At 45.6% G+C, this 18,493-nt stretch carries 20 protein-coding genes; 14 read left to right on the top strand and 6 right to left on the bottom strand.

The features are described 5' to 3' along the window. Nucleotides 1-29 precede the first annotated feature (29 nt). Nucleotides 30-1,136 (top strand): GNAT family N-acetyltransferase, encoded by a 1,107-nt coding sequence (locus tag M3191_RS07160; protein ID WP_251699426.1) that lies wholly within the window; start codon nt 30-32, stop codon nt 1,134-1,136. Nucleotides 1,137-1,167: 31 nt separating this feature from the next. On the opposite strand, the gene M3191_RS07155 is transcribed toward M3191_RS07160, so the two are convergent. Next, nucleotides 1,168-1,323, bottom strand: a complete 156-nt coding sequence (locus M3191_RS07155; protein ID WP_153009923.1) for a lmo0937 family membrane protein — start codon at nt 1,321-1,323, stop codon at nt 1,168-1,170. 119 nt (nt 1,324-1,442) lie between these two features. On the opposite strand from M3191_RS07155, the gene mntR reads away from it, so the two are divergent. The 5 genes from mntR (at nt 1,443) to M3191_RS07130 (ending at nt 4,831) form a co-directional block, all read left to right on the top strand. Further along, complete coding sequence (gene mntR, locus M3191_RS07150) at nt 1,443-1,853, top strand: transcriptional regulator MntR (protein ID WP_251699423.1); 411 nt, start codon at nt 1,443-1,445, stop codon at nt 1,851-1,853. A gap of 19 nt (nt 1,854-1,872) precedes the next feature. Then, nucleotides 1,873-2,733, top strand: a complete 861-nt coding sequence (locus M3191_RS07145; protein WP_251699421.1) for a CvfB family protein — start codon at nt 1,873-1,875, stop codon at nt 2,731-2,733. A 58-nt stretch (nt 2,734-2,791) separates the two neighbouring features. Next, complete coding sequence (locus M3191_RS07140; protein ID WP_251699419.1) at nt 2,792-3,679, top strand: DUF1002 domain-containing protein; 888 nt, start codon at nt 2,792-2,794, stop codon at nt 3,677-3,679. Nucleotides 3,680-3,724: 45 nt separating this feature from the next. Then, entirely contained in the window at nt 3,725-4,006 is a 282-nt protein-coding gene (locus M3191_RS07135; protein ID WP_251699417.1) for a GNAT family N-acetyltransferase, read from the top strand. Between the two features lie 351 nt (nt 4,007-4,357). After that, on the top strand, nt 4,358-4,831 hold the full coding sequence (locus tag M3191_RS07130) for a DUF4064 domain-containing protein (protein WP_251699416.1): 474 nt from the start codon (nt 4,358-4,360) through the stop codon (nt 4,829-4,831). A 43-nt stretch (nt 4,832-4,874) separates the two neighbouring features. On the opposite strand, the gene M3191_RS07125 is transcribed toward M3191_RS07130, so the two are convergent. Further along, complete coding sequence (locus tag M3191_RS07125; protein ID WP_251699414.1) at nt 4,875-5,375, bottom strand: GNAT family N-acetyltransferase; 501 nt, start codon at nt 5,373-5,375, stop codon at nt 4,875-4,877. A gap of 282 nt (nt 5,376-5,657) precedes the next feature. Here M3191_RS07125 and M3191_RS07120 point away from each other — a divergent pair, with 282 nt between their 5' ends. From M3191_RS07120 to M3191_RS07110, 3 genes are all read left to right on the top strand, one after another. Further along, complete coding sequence (locus M3191_RS07120) at nt 5,658-6,002, top strand: hypothetical protein (protein ID WP_251699412.1); 345 nt, start codon at nt 5,658-5,660, stop codon at nt 6,000-6,002. 137 nt (nt 6,003-6,139) lie between these two features. Continuing rightward, entirely contained in the window at nt 6,140-6,964 is an 825-nt protein-coding gene (gene yidC, locus M3191_RS07115; RefSeq protein WP_251699410.1) for a membrane protein insertase YidC, read from the top strand. A 57-nt stretch (nt 6,965-7,021) separates the two neighbouring features. Next, complete coding sequence (locus tag M3191_RS07110; protein WP_251699408.1) at nt 7,022-7,267, top strand: hypothetical protein; 246 nt, start codon at nt 7,022-7,024, stop codon at nt 7,265-7,267. Nucleotides 7,268-7,306: 39 nt separating this feature from the next. Here M3191_RS07110 and M3191_RS07105 read toward each other — a convergent pair whose 3' ends face one another. Further along, nucleotides 7,307-8,461, bottom strand: a complete 1,155-nt coding sequence (locus tag M3191_RS07105; protein WP_251699407.1) for an MFS transporter — start codon at nt 8,459-8,461, stop codon at nt 7,307-7,309. 139 nt (nt 8,462-8,600) lie between these two features. Between M3191_RS07105 and M3191_RS07100 the strand changes: the two genes are divergently transcribed. Next, complete coding sequence (locus M3191_RS07100; protein ID WP_251699404.1) at nt 8,601-9,578, top strand: M15 family metallopeptidase; 978 nt, start codon at nt 8,601-8,603, stop codon at nt 9,576-9,578. A 52-nt stretch (nt 9,579-9,630) separates the two neighbouring features. On the opposite strand, the gene cls is transcribed toward M3191_RS07100, so the two are convergent. Continuing rightward, entirely contained in the window at nt 9,631-11,082 is a 1,452-nt protein-coding gene (gene cls / locus M3191_RS07095) for a cardiolipin synthase (protein WP_251699402.1), read from the bottom strand. Between the two features lie 276 nt (nt 11,083-11,358). Between cls and M3191_RS07090 the strand changes: the two genes are divergently transcribed. Then, nucleotides 11,359-12,684, top strand: coding sequence for an L-cystine transporter (locus M3191_RS07090; RefSeq protein WP_285853282.1), 1,326 nt, complete (start codon nt 11,359-11,361; stop codon nt 12,682-12,684). A 42-nt stretch (nt 12,685-12,726) separates the two neighbouring features. On the opposite strand, the gene M3191_RS07085 is transcribed toward M3191_RS07090, so the two are convergent. Continuing rightward, a complete protein-coding gene (locus M3191_RS07085; RefSeq protein ID WP_251699398.1) occupies nt 12,727-13,953 on the bottom strand; it encodes a helix-turn-helix domain-containing protein in 1,227 nt (408 codons plus the stop codon). Nucleotides 13,954-14,076: 123 nt separating this feature from the next. On the opposite strand from M3191_RS07085, the gene M3191_RS07080 reads away from it, so the two are divergent. Further along, the gene (locus tag M3191_RS07080) at nt 14,077-15,378 is read left to right on the top strand and encodes an MFS transporter (RefSeq protein ID WP_251699396.1); all 1,302 of its coding nucleotides are present in this window, start codon (nt 14,077-14,079) and stop codon (nt 15,376-15,378) included. 16 nt (nt 15,379-15,394) lie between these two features. Then, nucleotides 15,395-16,666 (top strand): S41 family peptidase, encoded by a 1,272-nt coding sequence (locus M3191_RS07075; RefSeq protein ID WP_251699394.1) that lies wholly within the window; start codon nt 15,395-15,397, stop codon nt 16,664-16,666. A gap of 58 nt (nt 16,667-16,724) precedes the next feature. Here M3191_RS07075 and M3191_RS07070 read toward each other — a convergent pair whose 3' ends face one another. Beyond that, nucleotides 16,725-17,885 (bottom strand): MFS transporter, encoded by a 1,161-nt coding sequence (locus M3191_RS07070; RefSeq protein WP_251699393.1) that lies wholly within the window; start codon nt 17,883-17,885, stop codon nt 16,725-16,727. A gap of 297 nt (nt 17,886-18,182) precedes the next feature. On the opposite strand from M3191_RS07070, the gene M3191_RS07065 reads away from it, so the two are divergent. Continuing rightward, nucleotides 18,183-18,323 (top strand): Lmo0850 family protein, encoded by a 141-nt coding sequence (locus M3191_RS07065; protein ID WP_201024334.1) that lies wholly within the window; start codon nt 18,183-18,185, stop codon nt 18,321-18,323. The last annotated feature ends 170 nt before the right edge of the window (nt 18,324-18,493 follow it).

Here is an 18,493-nt window from a genome sequence, read left to right as displayed (position 1 = left end):
GTACGCAGCCCGAACGGGGGGGAATTGGAATGAAATTGCGGGAATGGACGATGGAGGAACAAGAACAGCTCATTCATTTTTTGACGACGAATACATGGCCGTTTCATGGAAATGCGCATCCGGAACGTGAACTGATCGAAAAGACGATTGAAGAAGGCGGTTATGAATCGGATGAAGTGAAGACGTTCTGGGTGCAAAACGAGGAAGAAGATATTGTCGGAATCGTGAAGATCCATGATTTGCAGGATGAAATTCCGCTGTTCGATTTACGGATTGCTGATCGTTATAGAGGATTCGGATACGGACCGAAAGCGCTCCGCCTCATTACGGAGTTCGTGTTCGGCATGCCGGAGGAGAAGATCCGTCTGGAGGGCCATACGCGTCAAGACAACTTGGCAATGCGTAAGACATTCGAGCGCGCAGGGTTTGTAAAGGAAGCCCACTTGCGCAAAGCGTGGTTTTCGCCGAAAGAGAACTCGTATTATGACGCTGTCACATACGGGATGACGCGTGAAGACTTCCTGGCGGGAACGACGACTCCTGTCATGTGGGAAGATGCAGGCATCGGAGAAAAACCGAAAAAACGCATACCGAATTTCCCGACTGAATTCGAGTCGGAGAGGCTCGTTATCCGCATGCCCGAAGTGGAAGACGCTCTTGATGTGTGGAATGCAATGCGGAATTCGCAGCCAGCTTTAAAGGAATGGATGCCATTTGCGCAAAAGGCGCCTGAGCTGCATACGACAGAGGAGAATCTGCGGCAGGCAATTGCCGATTTCATTACACGGAAAGACTTGCGGCTCCATATGTTCTCGAAAGAGACGGGAGAATTCGTTGGGTCGACGGGACTTCACCGCATCGACTGGACAGTTCCGAAGTTTGAAATCGGGTATTGGCTGGATACGAAATTCGAAGGGCAGGGGCTTATGACAGAGGCGGTTGAACGTTTGACGCGCTTCGCATTCGAGGAGCTGCACGCTCGCAGAGTGGAAATCAGATGTGATGAGGAAAATGTGAAAAGCCGTTCTGTAGCTGAACGGGCAGGATTTGAGCTTGAAGGGACATTGAGATGCGATTCCCTTTCGGCGGATGGTAAGCAATTGCGGAATACATGCATTTATGGAAAAGTAAAATGAGAAAGGGTGCCACTAATTGGGCACCCTTTCTTCAAACTGATCGCCTGCCGGTTAATAACTGGATGACGAATATGATTCCTGCGATGACTAACAGAAGGTGGATAAGTCCGCCTCCGACCTTCATGACAAATCCAAGCAGCCAGAAGGCGATTAGTGCTACGATAATAATCCATAGTATTTTACCCATTTTTTTCACTCCTTCGAAGTGGTATAGTGAATTTACCCGTAAGTTGGAACTTGTAAACTGTTTGCATGCATGATTTATCATTAAATGGGCAGGGAATGTACATACTGGAGGTGGAATGATTGGCAACACCAAGTATGGAAGATTATATTGAACAGATTTATATGCAGCTCGAGGCGAGGGGAGAGGCCCGCGTCTCCGATGTGGCGGAAGCACTTTCGGTATTGCCTTCTTCTGTAACAAAAATGGCGCAGCGGCTCGACCGTGAAGGGTATGCCATCTATGAGCGATATAGAGGGCTTGAGCTGACAGAAAAAGGATTGACATTCGGAAAGAAGCTCGTCAGGCGACATGAACTTCTTGAACAGTTTCTCCGGATCATCGGCGTCGAAGAGAAGAACATCTATCAGGATGTTGAAGGGATCGAGCACCACCTGAGCTGGAATGCGATGGACCGGATTACAGACTTGGTGGAAGCGATGAAAGAGGACGACGGGTTCGTGCAAAGACTGAAGGAACGACAAAGCTTCTAAATGGAAGAGGAGATATGAAATGACTGAACATAAACCGGGTTTTATTGCCCAACTGACCGTAATTGGCCAGGAAGGATCAAGATGGGTGCTGGATGGCGGAGACGAGCAGGAGATTATGATCAATGCATCGGAATTCGAATCACCTGTCGAAGAGGGGGATGACGTCGAGGTCTTCCTATATATGAACAGGCGTGGTGAATTGACAGCGACTGCTAATATCCCGAAGATGACATGCGAGTCATTCGGTTGGGGACGAGTGATCCGGATCGATGACAAGGAAGGCGCGTATGTAGATATCGGCTCCTCCTTCGAAGTGCTCGTGAATAAAGCGGACTTGCCTAGAGTGAAAGCGTTATGGCCAAAGACGGACGATGAGCTGTTCATGACATTGCGCACCGATCTCGGCGGCAACATCTTCGGGCGCCTTGCAACGGAGGAGAGGGTGCTGGAATTGATTGAGGATGCACCTGAAACGACTTTCAATAAGAACTTGAAGGCAAGGGCATACCGTCTATTGCCGGTAGGATCGTTCTTTTTGAGCATTCCGGAAACGTATCGTATTTTCGTCCACCAGACGGAACGGGAGAATGAGCCGCGTCTAGGCGAGGAAGTGGATATCCGGATTATTGATGTACGCGATGACGGTACGCTAAACGGCTCGTTGCTGCCAAGGAAAGAGGAGCGCCTCGGAGATGATGCGGAAACTGTTTACCGCTACCTCAGCGATGTAGGCGGGAAAATGCCGTTTTCGGATAAATCGACTCCGGATGAAATTAGTGAGATGTTCGGGATGAGCAAGGGTTCATTCAAACGGGCGCTCGGCAAGCTGATGAAGGAAGGGAAAGTTACGCAAAGTGAAGGTTGGACCACTTTGAAATGAGAACTGGAACCTTTTTCAATGCACTTCGTACTACATCATAGTACAGGAGGGAAAGCTTATGAAAAGAGTATTGATGGCGGCGGGCGCATTGCTGCTAGTGGTCGGGGGCTTGCTGCCGACGTATGCGAAAGCCGATACGGCCATTGATGAAAAACTAGGTGTGCCCATTGTTGTGTTGGGGGCGAACTTGACAGACGCGGAGAAGGAAAGCGTCAAGAAAAGCTTGAAAGTCGAAGAGACTGCCGAAGTTGAAGAGATTACGGTCGCTGGAAATGATCTTGTGAAATATATTAAAGACGGCAACAGCCAGGCGAGAATGTATTCATCCGCCAAAATTACAAGGCAGGATGCAGGGAAAGGCCTCGTCATAAAAATCGTCACGCCTGACAATATTACGCAAGTGACGAACGAGATGTATGCAACAGCGATGATGACGGCAGGAATTGAAGACGCAATCGTCGAAGTGGCGGCACCGAAGCCAGTGACAGGACATTCTGCATTAGTAGGGATATACAAGGCGTATGAAGTTTCGGGGGAAACACTTGATACCGAGCGGACGGACGTCGCAAATGACGAGTTGAACTTGGCGACGAAGTTTGCGAAGGACTCCGGAATCGATCAGGACAAAGTGGCTGAACTCCTCACGGAAATCAAAAAGGCGATTGCCGAGAACAAGCCTGCAACGAAAGAAGAAGTCGAGAAAATTGTAAATGACCAATTGAAGAAGCTGAACATCGAGCTGAGCGAAGCTGATCGGCAATTGCTGATCGACTTGATGGACCGGATCCGGAATTTGGACATCGACTTTGGAAAGCTGTCGGAGCAATTATCCGACATGGCGACGACAATCAAAGAGAAGTTCGGCGATATCGATCCTGGTTTTTGGGATAAAGTACAACAGTTCTTTGCGGATCTTTTTGAATCAATCAAGTCATGGTTCAAGTGATATGCCCATGCGCTGTGATAGAATATTGGAAAAGGAGATGATCTCATGGAATTTGAATTAGTTGAGCTTGGCGGGGACGCATTCGCGTTCAAGCATGAAAAGGATGGAAAGTTGCTAGCTGAAATCACATGGACACTTCTCGCCGATGTCATGGTCATGGATCATACGTATGTATCAGAAGACTTGCGAGGGCAGGGAGTGGCAAAGCAACTGCTCGATCGCGCCGCAGAATATGCCCGTGAAAAAGGGTATAAGATGGAAGCGGTATGCTCGTATGTAGTCACTGCGTTCAATCGATACAAAGAATACGATGATGTAAAAGCGTAAGAACAAAACAAAAAAAGGCAATCCTTCAATGGTTAAAGGATTGCCTTTTATTTATTTCGATGTAGAATCATAGTCCCCATGCAGTTGTGACGAAATATACGATGCCTGTTAATACGGATGCGCCTGCGACCGTGTAAAACATGTCCGTCGAAGTGAACAGTAGATTTTTCCCCATATTTCATCCTCTCCTTTCGTATGTTGAAGGATTTGTTTCATAGAAATATACTACCCGGGATTGAGTATTCCAAAACTTGCCTTCTGAAAAAGAAATAGATGAGTAATGAATCCTATTGTTTTACTAATCGTATACTTGTTATGATAGAAAATATGCAAGAGGAAAGGGTGCTTTACTTGAAACGCACAGCAGAAAAAGTATTATCCATCATTGCTGTCATTATGACTGCAATTGGTGTTGTTTTTGGATTCATTGCAATGGCTATTTTTAATATAGTAAAAAACGATCCGGCAGCCATGCGGGATTTTGAAAGGGAAATGATGGCCGATCCGGCAATGACGCAGGCCGAGATGGATGCCATTTACGGAGTCTTTAGTGTCATGGGCGGATTCTTCTGGTTCCTCCTCATTGCTATGATAATCAGTGTCGTTCTGAATATTATTGGTATCGTCAACATCTGGAAAAACAAGAATGCTAAGCTTGCAGGAATTATGTTCATTATCGCCGGATTGTTAGGCGGGATCTTATCGTTGCCTTCCATTCTGCTTTATGTCGCTGCAATTCTCTGCTTTACGAAAAAGCCGCCATTACAGGATGATCTTCAATTTGCGGATCAATCCTATAACAGCGATGGAATGAGGCCGCTGTAAAATAAAAAGACGCTTTCCCATGACGGGGAAGCGTCTTTTAAGCTTAATAGGCGTACACTGTTTCGTGAATATAATAAACGTATTGTGCTGTTTCAACAGGGTAGCCTTCAAAGTATTCTTCGAAGACCTCCAGCAATTCAAATCCTTGTTTTTCATAAAAAGCACGTCCAGCCGTATTTCTGCTATCAACGTAAACGAAAATTTGTTTGGCGTTGCCGAGCATGCTGACCGTATAGTCGAAAAGTTTTTTGCCATAGCCTGAATGCTGATGGGAAGGCAAAATATACATGGCTGTCAATTCCGAGTCGCCATCTTCATCTTCCCTTGTGAAATTGAGGAAGCCGATCGGAATTCCTTTTTCACATTCAGCGACGAGCATATGCGTTTTTTCCATCCGCTTGATCATCATTGCATTGGAATAGGAGCGGTCGATAAATGCTGTCTGAATGTTTTCAGGAATGATCCCAGCATATGTATCATTCCACGTGATGTGGGCAATGTGTTGAATATAGCTAATATCATCGGCAGTCATGGGTCTAATCATGTCGCAGTCACCTCCGGAAACCTTTTTGTTATCATAACAAAAAATGGTGGAATAAACTACGCTTGTCATCATAATGAAATATAAAAAAGTAAATTATCTAAAAAGTTTGTAGAATAAACGGACAATCACCTGAATTATTTGAAATGACTCGAACGATATGAGATGCTACTAGTGACGTCTCGGTTTGGAATGTCATATCCGATGAATTGGAGTTTTCGAATTCGAGAAGAGGGTATACTGCAAGTAGAAAACGATTTCTTAATCAATGGAGGAATGATAGCTATGGCACGTAAAAATGGGAATGGATTGCTTCTTGCCACATTGGCTGCAGGCGCATACGCATATTTCAGCAAAAAAGAAAACCGTGACAAAGCGATGGTTGCGGTGAACAATATGAAAACGAAGGTCGATTCCTTTATACAATCGCAAAAACTGAACCGTTCCGATGAGACGAAAGCCGGTCATTCGGATCCATACGACTTGCAGGATAATAAAATGGTAAGTGAAGGCGCACAAACTAGCGTTCATTACTACAATCAAGAAGTAGAGGATAAATCAGAGGAATCCAAAACGGACGGTCTCTACAGTAAAAAAGAAGACCCGAGCCAAGCACCGCAAAATCAATAACAAACCCGCTTCCGTAATGGAGGCGTTTTTTTATGTCCGATTTTCGATAAATACTCGTAAATCACGGACATTGATTGTAATTGTACAGTGAATTGATGTATACTTTTCAGTAGTTTGAAATAGTGAAGGTGAATTTATTGAAAAAGAAAATTGGTTTATTATCGATATTGATTACCACTGCCGTTTTCCTGAGCGGTTGTTCCGGAGTTCAGAACAAAGAAGGAACGTTCTATAATATTTTCGTCAAGCCGATGGAATGGCTGCTTCACTACCTTGGTGAAACATTCAACGGAAGTTATGGACTGGCGATCATCGTAATCACCGTCGCTATCCGGTTGGTGCTCATGCCGCTTATGTTGAAAAACTATAAGGCGCAGCAAGAAATGAAAATCAAAATGGATGCCCTCCGTCCGGAAATGGAAGATATCCAAAAACGCATAAAAGAAGCAAAAGAAAAGGAAGACAAAGAAGAGCAGATGAAGCTTCAGCAAGAGATGATGGGCTTGTACTCCAAGCACGGCGTCAATCCATTGAACATGGGCTGTCTGCCGTTGATCATCCAGATGCCGATCATCATGGGCCTCTACTTCGCAATCCTTTACGCTCCGCCGGAATTAAAGGAGCATCAATTCCTCTGGTTCAAATTAGGTGAGCCGGATAAAATCATGATGTTAGTTGCTGGTGCGGTTTATTTCGTCCAAGCACGAGTATCATTATGGACAATGCCTGAGCAGCAAAAGCAGCAGATGAAGCTGTTCATCTATATGTCACCGATCATGATCATGTTCATTTCATTCACGGTGATGGCGGCACTTCCGCTCTATTGGGCGGTCGGTGGGCTATTGCTCATTTTCCAAACATACTTGGGCAGGAAGTTTTACTATAAGGAAGTGGTACAACCTCTTCCTGAGACAAAGGCAGATGCGAAGGCAGATACGAAGCCGAAGTCGAAAAAAGATTGAACAAAGGCATACGGGAGGCTGGAGAGCAATCTCCGGCCTTTTTTGGAGGGAATTAACATGAATCTGAAAAGGACAGGCGTCATCGGGATTGTTGTATTGTTAGTTGTGACGTTGTTTTTTGTCGTCAGAGGAAATCTTGATTTTGCGATTCTGACGATGATGGCGCTCTTTACGTTGACGAATGCTTCAAGAGCTAAATCGTTCAAGGAGCAAGGGTTTGAGAGGGAGTCCAAATGGATGCGCTATTTATCCATCCTGTTTGCAATTTCATTTATCGTTGTGTTATTGCTCATCATTTTGTAATAAAAAAATGTCCCCCGGTTACGGAGAACATGGTAACCATCAATAAGCCAACTTTTTGCGGGTTGCGAGTACGATAAAGATAGCAGGGATGGAGCAGACCGTCATTCCTAGAAATGCGGTTCCTGGTGAGATTTCATATAGGTAGCCAGCCGGAAACGTCAGGATGGCAGTGCTCAAGCTCATTGCGAATGCGGCATAGAACCCTTGGGCCGCAGCAATTTGCGAATTGGGAAGCTTTTTCGAAATGTATTGGATGAACGCGTAATGGGCGATTCCGAACGATGCGGCATGCAATACTTGCGTCGCGATGAAAACAAGCGCGGTGGGAAATAGGAAGACGAGCACCCATCGCATCGTCGACCCGATTGCGGCAATGAGGAACATTGTTGATATCCGCACGTCAGATAATAGCCGATCCGCCTTTACGAAGAATAGGATTTCGAAGAGGACGGCGATATTCAAAATAATTCCGATGTAAAATCCGTTGACATTCAAGTCGTCAAGGAACAGGAAGCCATAATTGTAGTAAGAAGCATGGGCGCCTTGCAGAAGTACGGCAAGCACCATTATGACGACGAAGCCTTTCGTCGCGAACAAGGCCTTCAATCCGGTCTTCCGATTGCGCGGGTCTTTCCTATCAGGGATGCTCTGTAAGACGGCAGGCGCAGGACGGGAATAGAATAGGACAGCAATCGCGAGTCCGGCAATCATCATGTAGAGGATAGCTTGTTCATTCCAAATGTCTGTTGCTCCACCGACGAGCAGGAGTGCAACGGTATAACCGATTGAACCAAACGAGCGGCTTTTTCCGTAATGGACGTGTTCCTTCTGCATGAGAATGGATGCGCCGCTTTCGACAGCCGGCAAGATGATCGGGTAGAAGGCGCTGAACAGAACCGTAATGACGAACAATACACTAAATGAAGAGTCGGGAATATAAAAGACGACAAGAAGCAGCGACAGCATCGTCATCCATTTCATGACACGAATATACGATGTTCTTGCTGTCAAATAAGGAAAGATGAGAAATGTGGAAAACGACCGGGCGACCATCCCGGCACCCATGACGATACTGGCGTCCTTCACGGACAACCCCTTTTCAATCGTCAGCCAACCTGTCCAATAGGGGATAAAAACGCCCCATGTAAAGAAGAACGTTAAAAAGCTTATCGATAGCCACCGTTGATTATTCATTAGTAATCCTCGCATTCTTTCATTTACACATTTGCAAATAAATGATAGCATACACGGACTGGAAAGAACATCATCATAAGGCAATTCGAACATAGTAAAAAATAAGAGATACCTAGAGTAGAAGGAAGGCCAACATAAGATGAACCGGAATCGAAAGTATCAAAGTAGAAAAAAATCCAACAAGGCATTGACGATCACACTGCTGTTGACAAGTTTACTCATGACGGCAATCGTCGTTTGGATCGGCATGAATAATTGGGATGTAAATAGAGCGTTGAGGCAAGTGGGCATCGGCGATACACAAACGCCGCCTGTCGAAGAGCGGGTGGAGGATGCGGACGAACCGGAAGAGACAGAGCCGGAGACTGAACCTGAAGTGCAGGAAGAGGATCCTGTCGAGGAAACACCTGTTGAAGAAGAGCCGCCTGCAGAAGTGAAAGAACCGGAAACGAAAGAGCCAGAAACGAAGGAGCCGGAGAAAAACATCACTCCTGCAAAACCGGCACCGAATAATGAGGAGAAGCCGAAAGTGACGGCGAAACCGCCGACAAGCCCGAATAAAAGCGGTTATATCGAAGGTCAACAGCTCCCTGACAAACCGACAGTCATTAACGGAATCGTCGTAGCGAATAAAAAGTATCCTTTGCCAAGCACATATGCTCCTGGCGAAAGCAAGGAAGCGAGGGCGGCGTTCAATGAAATGGCGGCGGAAGCAACACTTTCAGGCATCAATCTGACTGCGTTCAGTACATATCGCTCATATGAATACCAAGTGACGCTCTACGAACGGTACGTCAAAAAGGACGGCGTGGAAAAGGCAGACACATACAGTGCACGCCCCGGTTATTCCGAGCATCAAACAGGACTTGCCTTCGATATCGGAGAAGTGAACTACGAGAAGTACTGGGCCTCCTCCAAATTCGGAGATACCGAAGCCGGGAAATGGGTAGCTGCAAATGCATACCGTTACGGCTTCATCCTCCGCTATCCGAAAGGTAAGGAAACTGTTACTGGGTACATGCACGAATCGTGGCATTTCCGTTATGTCGGAAAAGAAATCGCCGAGGAAATCTTCAAACGCAACATCACCCTTGAAGAATATCTTGGCTTGAAATGAAAAAATCCCCCTGCATCCGGGATTCTGGATGCAGGGGGATTTTTCATTTGCGTCACAGGATCGGCGACAATAATCTTGAAACCGATTCTTTGATCTTGATCCATCGTGTCCGCTTCAAATACATGTCGTACGTCAGCTCCGTCGATAGTTGCATATCCTGTTCGAATAGTTCGGCGAGCTCATGGGATTTTTCGCGGTCATATATGAACGCGTTAATTTCGAAATTAAGCTTAAAGCTTCGGACGTCGATGTTCGCAGTTCCGACTGTGGATACTTCATCGTCGACGACAATCTGCTTCGAGTGGATGAACCCATTTTCATAAATATACACTTTCGCGCCCGCCCGCAATAGTTTTCCAACATTGGAATACGTCGCCCAGTAGACAAACATATGGTCCGGCTTATTCGGGATCATGATGCGGACATCCACCCCTGATAGACATGCAATCCGCAATGCATCAAGGAAACTCACGTCGGGAATGAAGTACGGCGTCTGAATGTAAATATACTCCTTCGCCAGGAAAATCATCTTTAAATACCCGTCTTTGATCTGCTCCCACTCGGCATCGGGGCCGCTGGACACGATTTGCAGCCCGACGGATCCTTTCCGTGGAATTGCAGGGAAATAGCGCTCCGCGTATTCGATATTATCCATTTCAGTCGCTTGGTTCCAATCGAGGATGAACCTTGTCTGCAGCGGATGAAGTGCACTTCCTTCAATACGGAGATGCGTATCACGCCAATAGCCGAACCTTTTATCCAGACCCAAGTACTCGTCGCCGACATTGAAACCTCCGACATACCCGATGCGCCCATCGATGACAACGACTTTCCGGTGATTCCGGTAATTGAGCCGAGGGTTGATTAGCGGGAGGATGGCTGGGAAGAACGCGGCCACTTCGCCTCCGCAGTTGACCAATTCTTTCAAGTGCTTAGTGCGGAGTCCACGCGAGCCGATATCGTCAAACAGGACACGAACTTTCACACCTTGCTTCGCCTTTTTGATAAGAACGTCGAGAATTCGGTTGCCTAAAGAGTCCAACCGCAGAATATAATATTGAAAATGGATATGGTCTTTTGCGTTTTCAAGATCTTTCAGCAAGGCATCGAATTTTGCAACGCCGTCATTAAAAACCTGAACATCATTGTCCTGTGTCAGTACTGCGTGGTTATTTCGAAGATGGAGGTAAATCATGTCTTGGTAAAGCGCTGTGTCATCCAGTCTGAAATCGAATGTCCCTTTCTCGATGGATTCAATTTGGTAATCGATCAATGTCTCAATGCCGATCCGATTTTTCCCTTCCCATCTGGACGAGTGCTTTCTTCGTAATTTTCTTCCGAATAGTAAATAGATGATAAAACCGAATAAAGGTACGAAGAATAAAACGAGAAGCCAAGCCCATGTTGCTGTGGGATCTCTTCTTTCGAGGAAAATCAGCGCAATCGCAAGGAAAATGTTCAATATGAAAATGGATGTTAAGGTAATCGTAACAAGACTTGCCATATAAGCCCTCCTTAAGTGACTGCTACCTATTAGTATACCGAAAACCAACCGAAAAAGAAGGGAATATCATCCACATGTGGGGACTTCTGTAGTCGAAATTCACTTTCAGAAAAAAGATTTGTAGAAGAGAGTTAATCCTACTTGACTGATATGATTTAAGGGTATATAGTCTTTTTATAGTTTTTATTTATTCCTGAAGGGGGAAAAGAAGTGGATACAGTTTTACTGCTTGTTAATATAGTAGCATTGTTGCTTTTAATAGGACTTCTATATACTATGCATCGCAAAAACGTTTCGTTTTCAAAAAGGGTTTTTACAGGTCTCGGGCTAGGAATCGTTTTCGGGTTCATCTTGAATATCGCATACGGTGCCGACTCGGAAGTGCTGGCGGAATCGGTCAGTTGGTTTAATGTCGTAGGAACTGGCTACGTTAAGCTTCTTCAAATGATTGTCGTTCCTCTTGTGTTCATATCGATTCTTGGTGCGTTCACAAAAGTGACGATCGGCAAAAACTTCGGTAAGATGGCTGGAATGATCTTAGGGATTCTTGTCGGTACGACTGCGATTGCTGCTGCGGTCGGTATTTCGGCATCGTTGCTGTTCGGCCTGGATGCCTCTGAAATTGTTCAAGGCGAGGCGGAAGCTGCTCGTGGCGTTTCCATCGAGGAACGTTCCGCAGATATGGCTGGCAAGGCATTGCCGGATCAAATTCTAGAACTCTTGCCAGCGAATCCGTTTTTGGATTTTACAGGAGCGCGTCCGACATCGACGATTGGTGTCGTTATCTTCGCTGCGTTTCTCGGATTTGCCTATTTGGCACTGGTGAGACGGGACGAAGAGAATGCGAATTTAGTGAAGAAGGGGATTGATGCCCTCTATTCATTAATCATGGGTGTCGTGCGGATCGTACTTCGGTTGACGCCTTATGGAATTTTGGCGATCATCGCAAGGACGGTTGCAACATCGGATTTTGCGGCGATCTTTAGCTTGGGGAAATTCGTCCTTGCTTCGTATGCCGCATTGCTTGTCATGTTCCTCATCCATTTGATCATCATAACTGTATCTGGATTGAATCCGGTCACGTATGTGAAGAAGACAGCAGAAGCTTTGCTGTTTGCTTTCTCGTCAAGATCAAGTGCAGGTACTTTACCACTTAACATCAAAACACAAACCGATCGACTTGGCGTTCCGGACGGGGTTGCAAACTTTGCGGGCTCATTCGGATTGTCGATCGGACAGAACGGCTGTGCAGGCGTGTATCCTGCGATGCTCGCTGTCATGATTGCACCGACTGTCGGTCAGAATCCATTGGAGCCAACATTCCTGATCACTTTGATTGCGATCGTCGCTATCAGTTCGTTCGGTGTTGCTGGAGTTGGCGGGGGAGCTACATTCGCAGCGATTCTCGTGTTATCCGCTTTGAATCTCCCGGTTGCATTGGCAGGTTTGTTGATTTCAGTTGAACCGCTGATCGATATGGGACGTACTGCGTTGAACGTAAGTGGTTCGATGACCGCGGGCGTGACAACTGCGCGGGTTAATGGAGAGTTGGATAAGGAAATCTTCAACGGTTCGATTGAGCATCAGTCAATCGAGGCATAATGGAAATGCCGCCGAAGCTATATATGCTTCGGCGGCTTTTTTTCATGTTCTCCGAATCAAGTCATTCGTTTCCATAATGAAATCTTTATAAGGTGTGCGTGGCATATCGGAAATATTATTCACTGCGATGTCAATTGATCGGATAGCTTCGACTTCATCCCCTAGGGCCTGATGGCAAAGAGCGGCATACGCATCTTTCTCGTAAAAGATCGATAAATCGAATGGATGGTGCACATAATCCGCAATTACAATTTTCCCGAAGCAGGCGAGTGCCTTTTCATATTTTCCTAGGCCGTATAAAGCTTTACCTTTTTCCATATAGGAATAGGGCCTGTGCGATTTGGTGAGATGAGCTTCACCATAATGCCCATTGATAAGATCCAAAGCCTTCTTATACTCTTTTTTATAGGAGGTTAAATAATGGACCCTTGCAAATTTAGTGAAAAGGATTGCTTCCTCATCATCAGCAAAATCCCCGTAAAGCTCTATCTTTCGCTCATAATACTCCATTGCCTCCACATCTTCATTCATCATCGCGTGGAAGGTTGCCAAGCGATACAGATGATCAATCCGGTAAAAAACCTGTTTTTCCTTTGAATACTCAATACCTTCATTCATGACGCGGATCGCTTCTTCCGCATTTCCGACCGCATAGTGCAACACTGCCTCCAAATAATCGAAGTCAAGACGAGTGAGGGGATCGATAAGCCCATTTCGCGCCTCGGTTTGGGACCGCTCGGCCAATAAAAGCTCAAGGGCGGCATTGTAATCATGCTCGGTGAATTTCACTAGCGACCGGAATATGCCGACCGCTGCAAATCGACGGGTAATATTCATTTGATCGTAAATGTTTGCCGCCTTGTCTAATAGCTCCTGCCAACCATCCTGCTTTTCGTAGTATAGGCTGCGACCGTAAATATCCAACAGTCTGGCAGCTTCATAGCCTTGTGTCAATTTCTCCACATACGGTCCCACTAAATCGAGGATCTTTCCATGTTCGTCCGTCAGTTCATCGAAATCTACAATGAACAGTTGCTCTGCAGTTTTCAACACTTCTCTCAATTCCTGCGTGTCGTTCTCTTCCAAAAGCTCGGACATTTCAACACCTAGCCGCTCAGCTATATACGATAAGCTCTCCATCGATGGATTCGCTTTATTGTTCTCAATTAAACTAAGCATTCCCTTTGTCAGCTGATCGCCTGCCAATGCTTCCAATGTCATCTTCCGCTGTTTTCGCAGCGTCCTGATCCGTTCGCCTAACGTACCCATAAGGAACACTCCTTTCATCATCTTACATATAGTTTAATTATATTAAACTTTCTCTTGTAATGGAAGGGGGAGCGTGGTATTATTTGTTTAATGAAATTAAACTTACTGAATGGAGTGACTATTTTGAGTGAAACAATGAAATTGAAAAGAGCGACGTACCACCTGTGGACATTTACAATCAGTAAGCTGATTGCATCGTTCGGGGCGCAGGTGTATGCGTTTGCCGTAAGTTTTTATATTTTACAATTGACGGGGTCAGCAACGAGCTTTGCAACGAACCTGATTTGCAGCATTTTGCCGCGTACGTTAGTCGCACCTTTTGCGGGTTATGTCGCAGATAGATATTCACGAAAAACGATTGTCATAACGGCGCAAATTGCTTCCACCTTAGCGATAGGGGGCCTCCTGGCAGTCAGCGTAGCCTCGGGAATTTCGCTTGTTGCAATTTATATAACTACAGCAATATTGGCTGTTACTTCCACGTTTTCAGGGGTGACTTTCAGTTCTTCGATAACTGGACTTGTTGATGAAGCCCGAATTCAGAAGGCGATGTCACTCAATCAAATGTCAATTTCGTTCGCGGCAATCGGCAGCCCGGCAATTGCGGGCGTGTTATATGGAACGGTCACGATGCCGGTATTCCTTATGATGTACATGTCGGCATCGATGATTGCAGTCCTTCTTGAATCGACGATGAATTTCAAGCTATTCGCAAGAAGGAAAGAAGTTGTAGAAGGGGAACCGAAAGAGTCGATGTTGCAAAGTATGAAAGCCGGGCTTTCCTATTTGAGATTGCAGCCGGTTGTCATGGCAATCATTTGGATCTCTTTATTCATCAACTTCCTTTTCGGTGCGTTCATGGTCGGTTATTCATTCATCCTTATCGAAAAGATGAAAATGGCGCCAGAGCACTTCGGCTTTACCGAAGGAGCATTCGCAGTCGGGATGCTGCTCATGTCGATTTACTTATCGATACGTAAAGAAGTGAAGTTCCCGCTATTGGTTGGTAAGCGGGGAATCATCGGAATGTCCTTGATCATGAGTGGAATAGCATTTCCGCTCATCATAGCCATGCCATATCCAGGGATGGTCGTCTACTATGCAACGCTCATGTTCAGCTTCGGATTGATACAGATTATCGTCAATACACCGATGATGGTGATGATGCAAAAGATGATCGACGACGACTACAAAGGTCGCGTATTTTCGATTCTCGAAACGATGGCAATGGCGCTTATGCCGTTAGGAATGGTATTGTACGGATTCCTGTATGATGTTTTACCGGCACAGTGGATTCTGATCGTGTCCAGTCTGTTGCTCATTGGAGTTGTCCTCGTGCTGGCAAGACCGTCAGTCGTACGGATGGCGCATCCGGAGTTGGATAAAACAAAAATCTTAAAAACGAAAATGGTGCAAGAACAGTAGAATGGGGGATTTGGGAATGGAGACAATCTTTAAAGAAATTGTAGACATTATGCAGAATGACTATGCAGGTTGGAAAGATAAGCAAGGGTGTGACAGACCGGATCATTTTCTTGAAATGATTAAAGGGAATGATCAGCTGTCGAATAAGGAATTTAAAGAAATAGTTGAAGAGTACTTGCTTGATTTCAATGATAAACATATCCATTTCATTATGGAAAATGCAGAAAATGAAAAGCCGAAAAATCGCGGTTTCAAAGTGCGCCGCTACGAAGATCGGCTGTATGTTACGGAAGTAGATTCGGAGGAGCGGCTTGAGCCTGGGATGAGTCTTGTTTCGTTGGGTGGAAAAAGCATCCTTGAATTGAAGGAACTTCATCAAAGAAGATTGAATGAAAACCATCCTGAGCGGGAGAATTGGGCACCGATTTTAATGCTTTACCCGGAAGGCGAAGTAGTAGGCGCAAATGGAAAGCAGAAATTCACATTCGGCTTATATGATAAAAATCCTTATGTCCCGACGTATTCTGTAGAGAAGAGGCAAGACGCGGTTTTCATTACGATGACCGATTTTGCAAATCCGGACGCCATCGCGAAAATGGTCGTGGACAATAAAGATTTTCTTGAGACGACGGAAGATTGGATTATCGATGTGCGCGTAAATTATGGCGGATCTGATGCCAGTATTTATCCATTGCTTCCTTATTTGATGCCTGAAGAGGGTATGGAGCTGGCGGGGTCTGACGATGATAAAATGTTGATTAATTGCACAGAAGCAAGCGCGATTCGTGTTTTGCCTGAGCTGGAGGAGATGCTTGCAGGAACGGATGATGAGCATGCGCGTCATGTATTGAAAGTTTTTAAAAACGAATGGGAGCGCAATCGTGGGAAAGGATTCGTGGAATTTGATTTTGGCGATATGGTCAGCGATACCTTCGTCAAAGGAATGAAATACCCATCCTCGATTATTGTTTTGACGGATGTTTATTGTGGCAGTTCGGGAGACTCCTTTGTGGAACTTGTAAAGAAATCTAATAAAGTGACGGTCATTGGCAGGGCGACTATGGGACTGAATGATTACGCGAACTTGGTTAGTATGAATTGGGAGGAAGGGTTTGAGCTGATGTATCCATCTTCCCGTTTAACCAGAATTGATAAAGGGCTGGGCATGACGGGCGTTGGCATTACGCCGCATATTCATATTCCATGGACACCTGAGCATATTAAGAAAGATGCGGATGTGGAAAAGGCTTTTGATCTTCTGTCGAGAAGTAGTGTTGAAGTGAACTAATAGGGTGACCTAAATGAATAGCGAAGCCCATCCGGTATCCGGAAGGGCTTCGCTTTACTTATACGTTGCGTAATGTCTTCGAAGATTTGCGATACATGAAAATGAGGACGATTGAAATGACTGCGAGTGCTGCGGATATAAAGTATATCCCGCCGTTCATTGTCGTGAGTAGCCATGTGAATAAAAGCGGCCCGATGATGCGTCCCATATTGTCCATTGAATACGTCATACCGGCGGCAGTTCCATACTTTCCGCCGGATTCCTTGGACGTCAACGAAACGAGGATTGTCCGTGTGAGCGCGTTACCTGCTGTGAAGATACTGAGCGCAACGCCCGCCCAGAAAAGGCTGCCCGTGAACGGAATTAAAATTAAGCCAATGGCCGTAAGTATTTGGCCGCCCAAGATCCATTTCGTTTCCGATCCATTTTTTACCCGGCGGACGACACCGCCTTGAATGGCTGCGTCGACAAATCCGCTCACCATGAACAAATAGCCGATTTGCTTAGGGGTAATTTCGATTGCGGAAATCTGGAACAATTGGAATGTGGATTCGATTCCTGCCAAAATCAATGTCACCATGAAGGAGAGCAGGAACAAGTTTCGGATCCGGTATTGCCACAGCATCATGCCACCTTTCGGAAGAAGCGCCCGTTTATTCGCCTCGCCAGTACGCTCCGGCTCTTTCAGGATGATTCCTGCGTAGGCTAGTAACAGCAACGTCAATACGCCGGACGCGATAAATGGAGTTTGCAGGCTGATGTCACCGAGCACACCGCCGATCGCTGGTCCGAAAATGAACCCGAGTCCGATCGACATGCCAAGCAAGCCCATGTATTTATTCCGATTCTCCTCAGTCGTCATATCCCCGACAAACCCCGTAACCGCCGTGTACAATGCCCCTGAGAAAATCCCCCCGACGACACGGGAAAGGTATAGCAGCGTTAGGTTATGAATGAAGAATGCGAACAGGAAAAAGCTCAGGCTGAAGCCAAGCAGGCCAACTAGTATCAGTTTCTTGCGCCCGACACGGTCGGATAATGAACCCCATAGCGGAGCGGTGAAGAACGATGCGAGTGAATAAACCGTCAGCAATCCGCCCACGTGGATTTCGGAAAGACCCTGCTGCACAATCACTTCCGGCAAAACAGGGATGATGATGCCGAATCCTAGATATACGAAAAATTGAACAGACATTAAGAGTAGAATTGATTTTTTCATGTATGTACCTGCTTTCACTTAGACATCAATACGACTATTTTACTCTGAGAATCGCATAGTGACAAAGGAAAAGGCGTTTGGCGGAATCGAATCCATTAAAAAGCAAGCTTTTATTTTTCTTTCGTGTATAAAGCATTTACAAAAGGCGAACAATTTGTAACATAATTGAAAGATTTAAAAGTGGACAGGAGTGGTATGATGTGTATAGATGAAAATTGCCATGAATTTCATATCAATGATGAAACTTTCCAGTGCGAAGACGCGTCAACAACATATAGAAAGGTCGAGGTGGAAAAGATGGCGAAAGAAAAAGTTGATTTGAAGAAAATCATCTCCAACTTGGCGAAGTTGGGTGTTTCGGCAACAGCAACGAAATCCCGTATGGAAATGCTGAAAGCCCTCGCGCCACCTGCAAATGACCCGCAAATACAGTCATAACAAAAAATCTCCCGCATACTTGCATGCGGGAGAATTTTTTTATGCTTTTTTGGGACGTGTTATGCGTGAAAAAATAGGTTTATGCTCGAGTAAATAGATTTATGCGCCTTTCCTGCTATTTATGCGTGGATAAATGGATTTATGCGTTTTTCAAGCTGTTTATGCGCGAA

The sequence above is a fragment of the Sporosarcina luteola genome, assembly GCF_023715535.1.
In the GTDB taxonomy this organism is placed as follows: domain Bacteria; phylum Bacillota; class Bacilli; order Bacillales_A; family Planococcaceae; genus Sporosarcina; species Sporosarcina luteola_B.
The sequence above is the reverse complement of the archived record's forward strand: the minus strand, read 5'-3'. Positions and strand labels throughout refer to the sequence as shown.

Excerpts from the sequence above, each read along its gene's own strand:
- M3191_RS07125 (WP_251699414.1), bottom strand. The coding sequence starts at position 5,375 with ATGATTAGACCCATGACTGCCGATGATATTAGCTATATTCAACACATT.
- M3191_RS07085 (WP_251699398.1), bottom strand. The coding sequence starts at position 13,953 with ATGGGTACGTTAGGCGAACGGATCAGGACGCTGCGAAAACAGCGGAAG.
- M3191_RS07155 (WP_153009923.1), bottom strand. The coding sequence starts at position 1,323 with ATGGGTAAAATACTATGGATTATTATCGTAGCACTAATCGCCTTCTGG.
- M3191_RS07065 (WP_201024334.1), top strand. The coding sequence starts at position 18,183 with ATGGCGAAAGAAAAAGTTGATTTGAAGAAAATCATCTCCAACTTGGCG.
- M3191_RS07145 (WP_251699421.1), top strand. The coding sequence starts at position 1,873 with ATGACTGAACATAAACCGGGTTTTATTGCCCAACTGACCGTAATTGGC.
- M3191_RS07070 (WP_251699393.1), bottom strand. The coding sequence starts at position 17,885 with ATGAAAAAATCAATTCTACTCTTAATGTCTGTTCAATTTTTCGTATAT.
- M3191_RS07140 (WP_251699419.1), top strand. The coding sequence starts at position 2,792 with ATGAAAAGAGTATTGATGGCGGCGGGCGCATTGCTGCTAGTGGTCGGG.
- M3191_RS07110 (WP_251699408.1), top strand. The coding sequence starts at position 7,022 with ATGAATCTGAAAAGGACAGGCGTCATCGGGATTGTTGTATTGTTAGTT.
- M3191_RS07105 (WP_251699407.1), bottom strand. The coding sequence starts at position 8,461 with ATGAATAATCAACGGTGGCTATCGATAAGCTTTTTAACGTTCTTCTTT.
- M3191_RS07120 (WP_251699412.1), top strand. The coding sequence starts at position 5,658 with ATGGCACGTAAAAATGGGAATGGATTGCTTCTTGCCACATTGGCTGCA.
- M3191_RS07075 (WP_251699394.1), top strand. The coding sequence starts at position 15,395 with ATGGAGACAATCTTTAAAGAAATTGTAGACATTATGCAGAATGACTAT.
- M3191_RS07135 (WP_251699417.1), top strand. The coding sequence starts at position 3,725 with ATGGAATTTGAATTAGTTGAGCTTGGCGGGGACGCATTCGCGTTCAAG.
- M3191_RS07100 (WP_251699404.1), top strand. The coding sequence starts at position 8,601 with ATGAACCGGAATCGAAAGTATCAAAGTAGAAAAAAATCCAACAAGGCA.
- cls (WP_251699402.1), bottom strand. The coding sequence starts at position 11,082 with ATGGCAAGTCTTGTTACGATTACCTTAACATCCATTTTCATATTGAAC.
- M3191_RS07160 (WP_251699426.1), top strand. The coding sequence starts at position 30 with ATGAAATTGCGGGAATGGACGATGGAGGAACAAGAACAGCTCATTCAT.
- M3191_RS07090 (WP_285853282.1), top strand. The coding sequence starts at position 11,359 with ATGCATCGCAAAAACGTTTCGTTTTCAAAAAGGGTTTTTACAGGTCTC.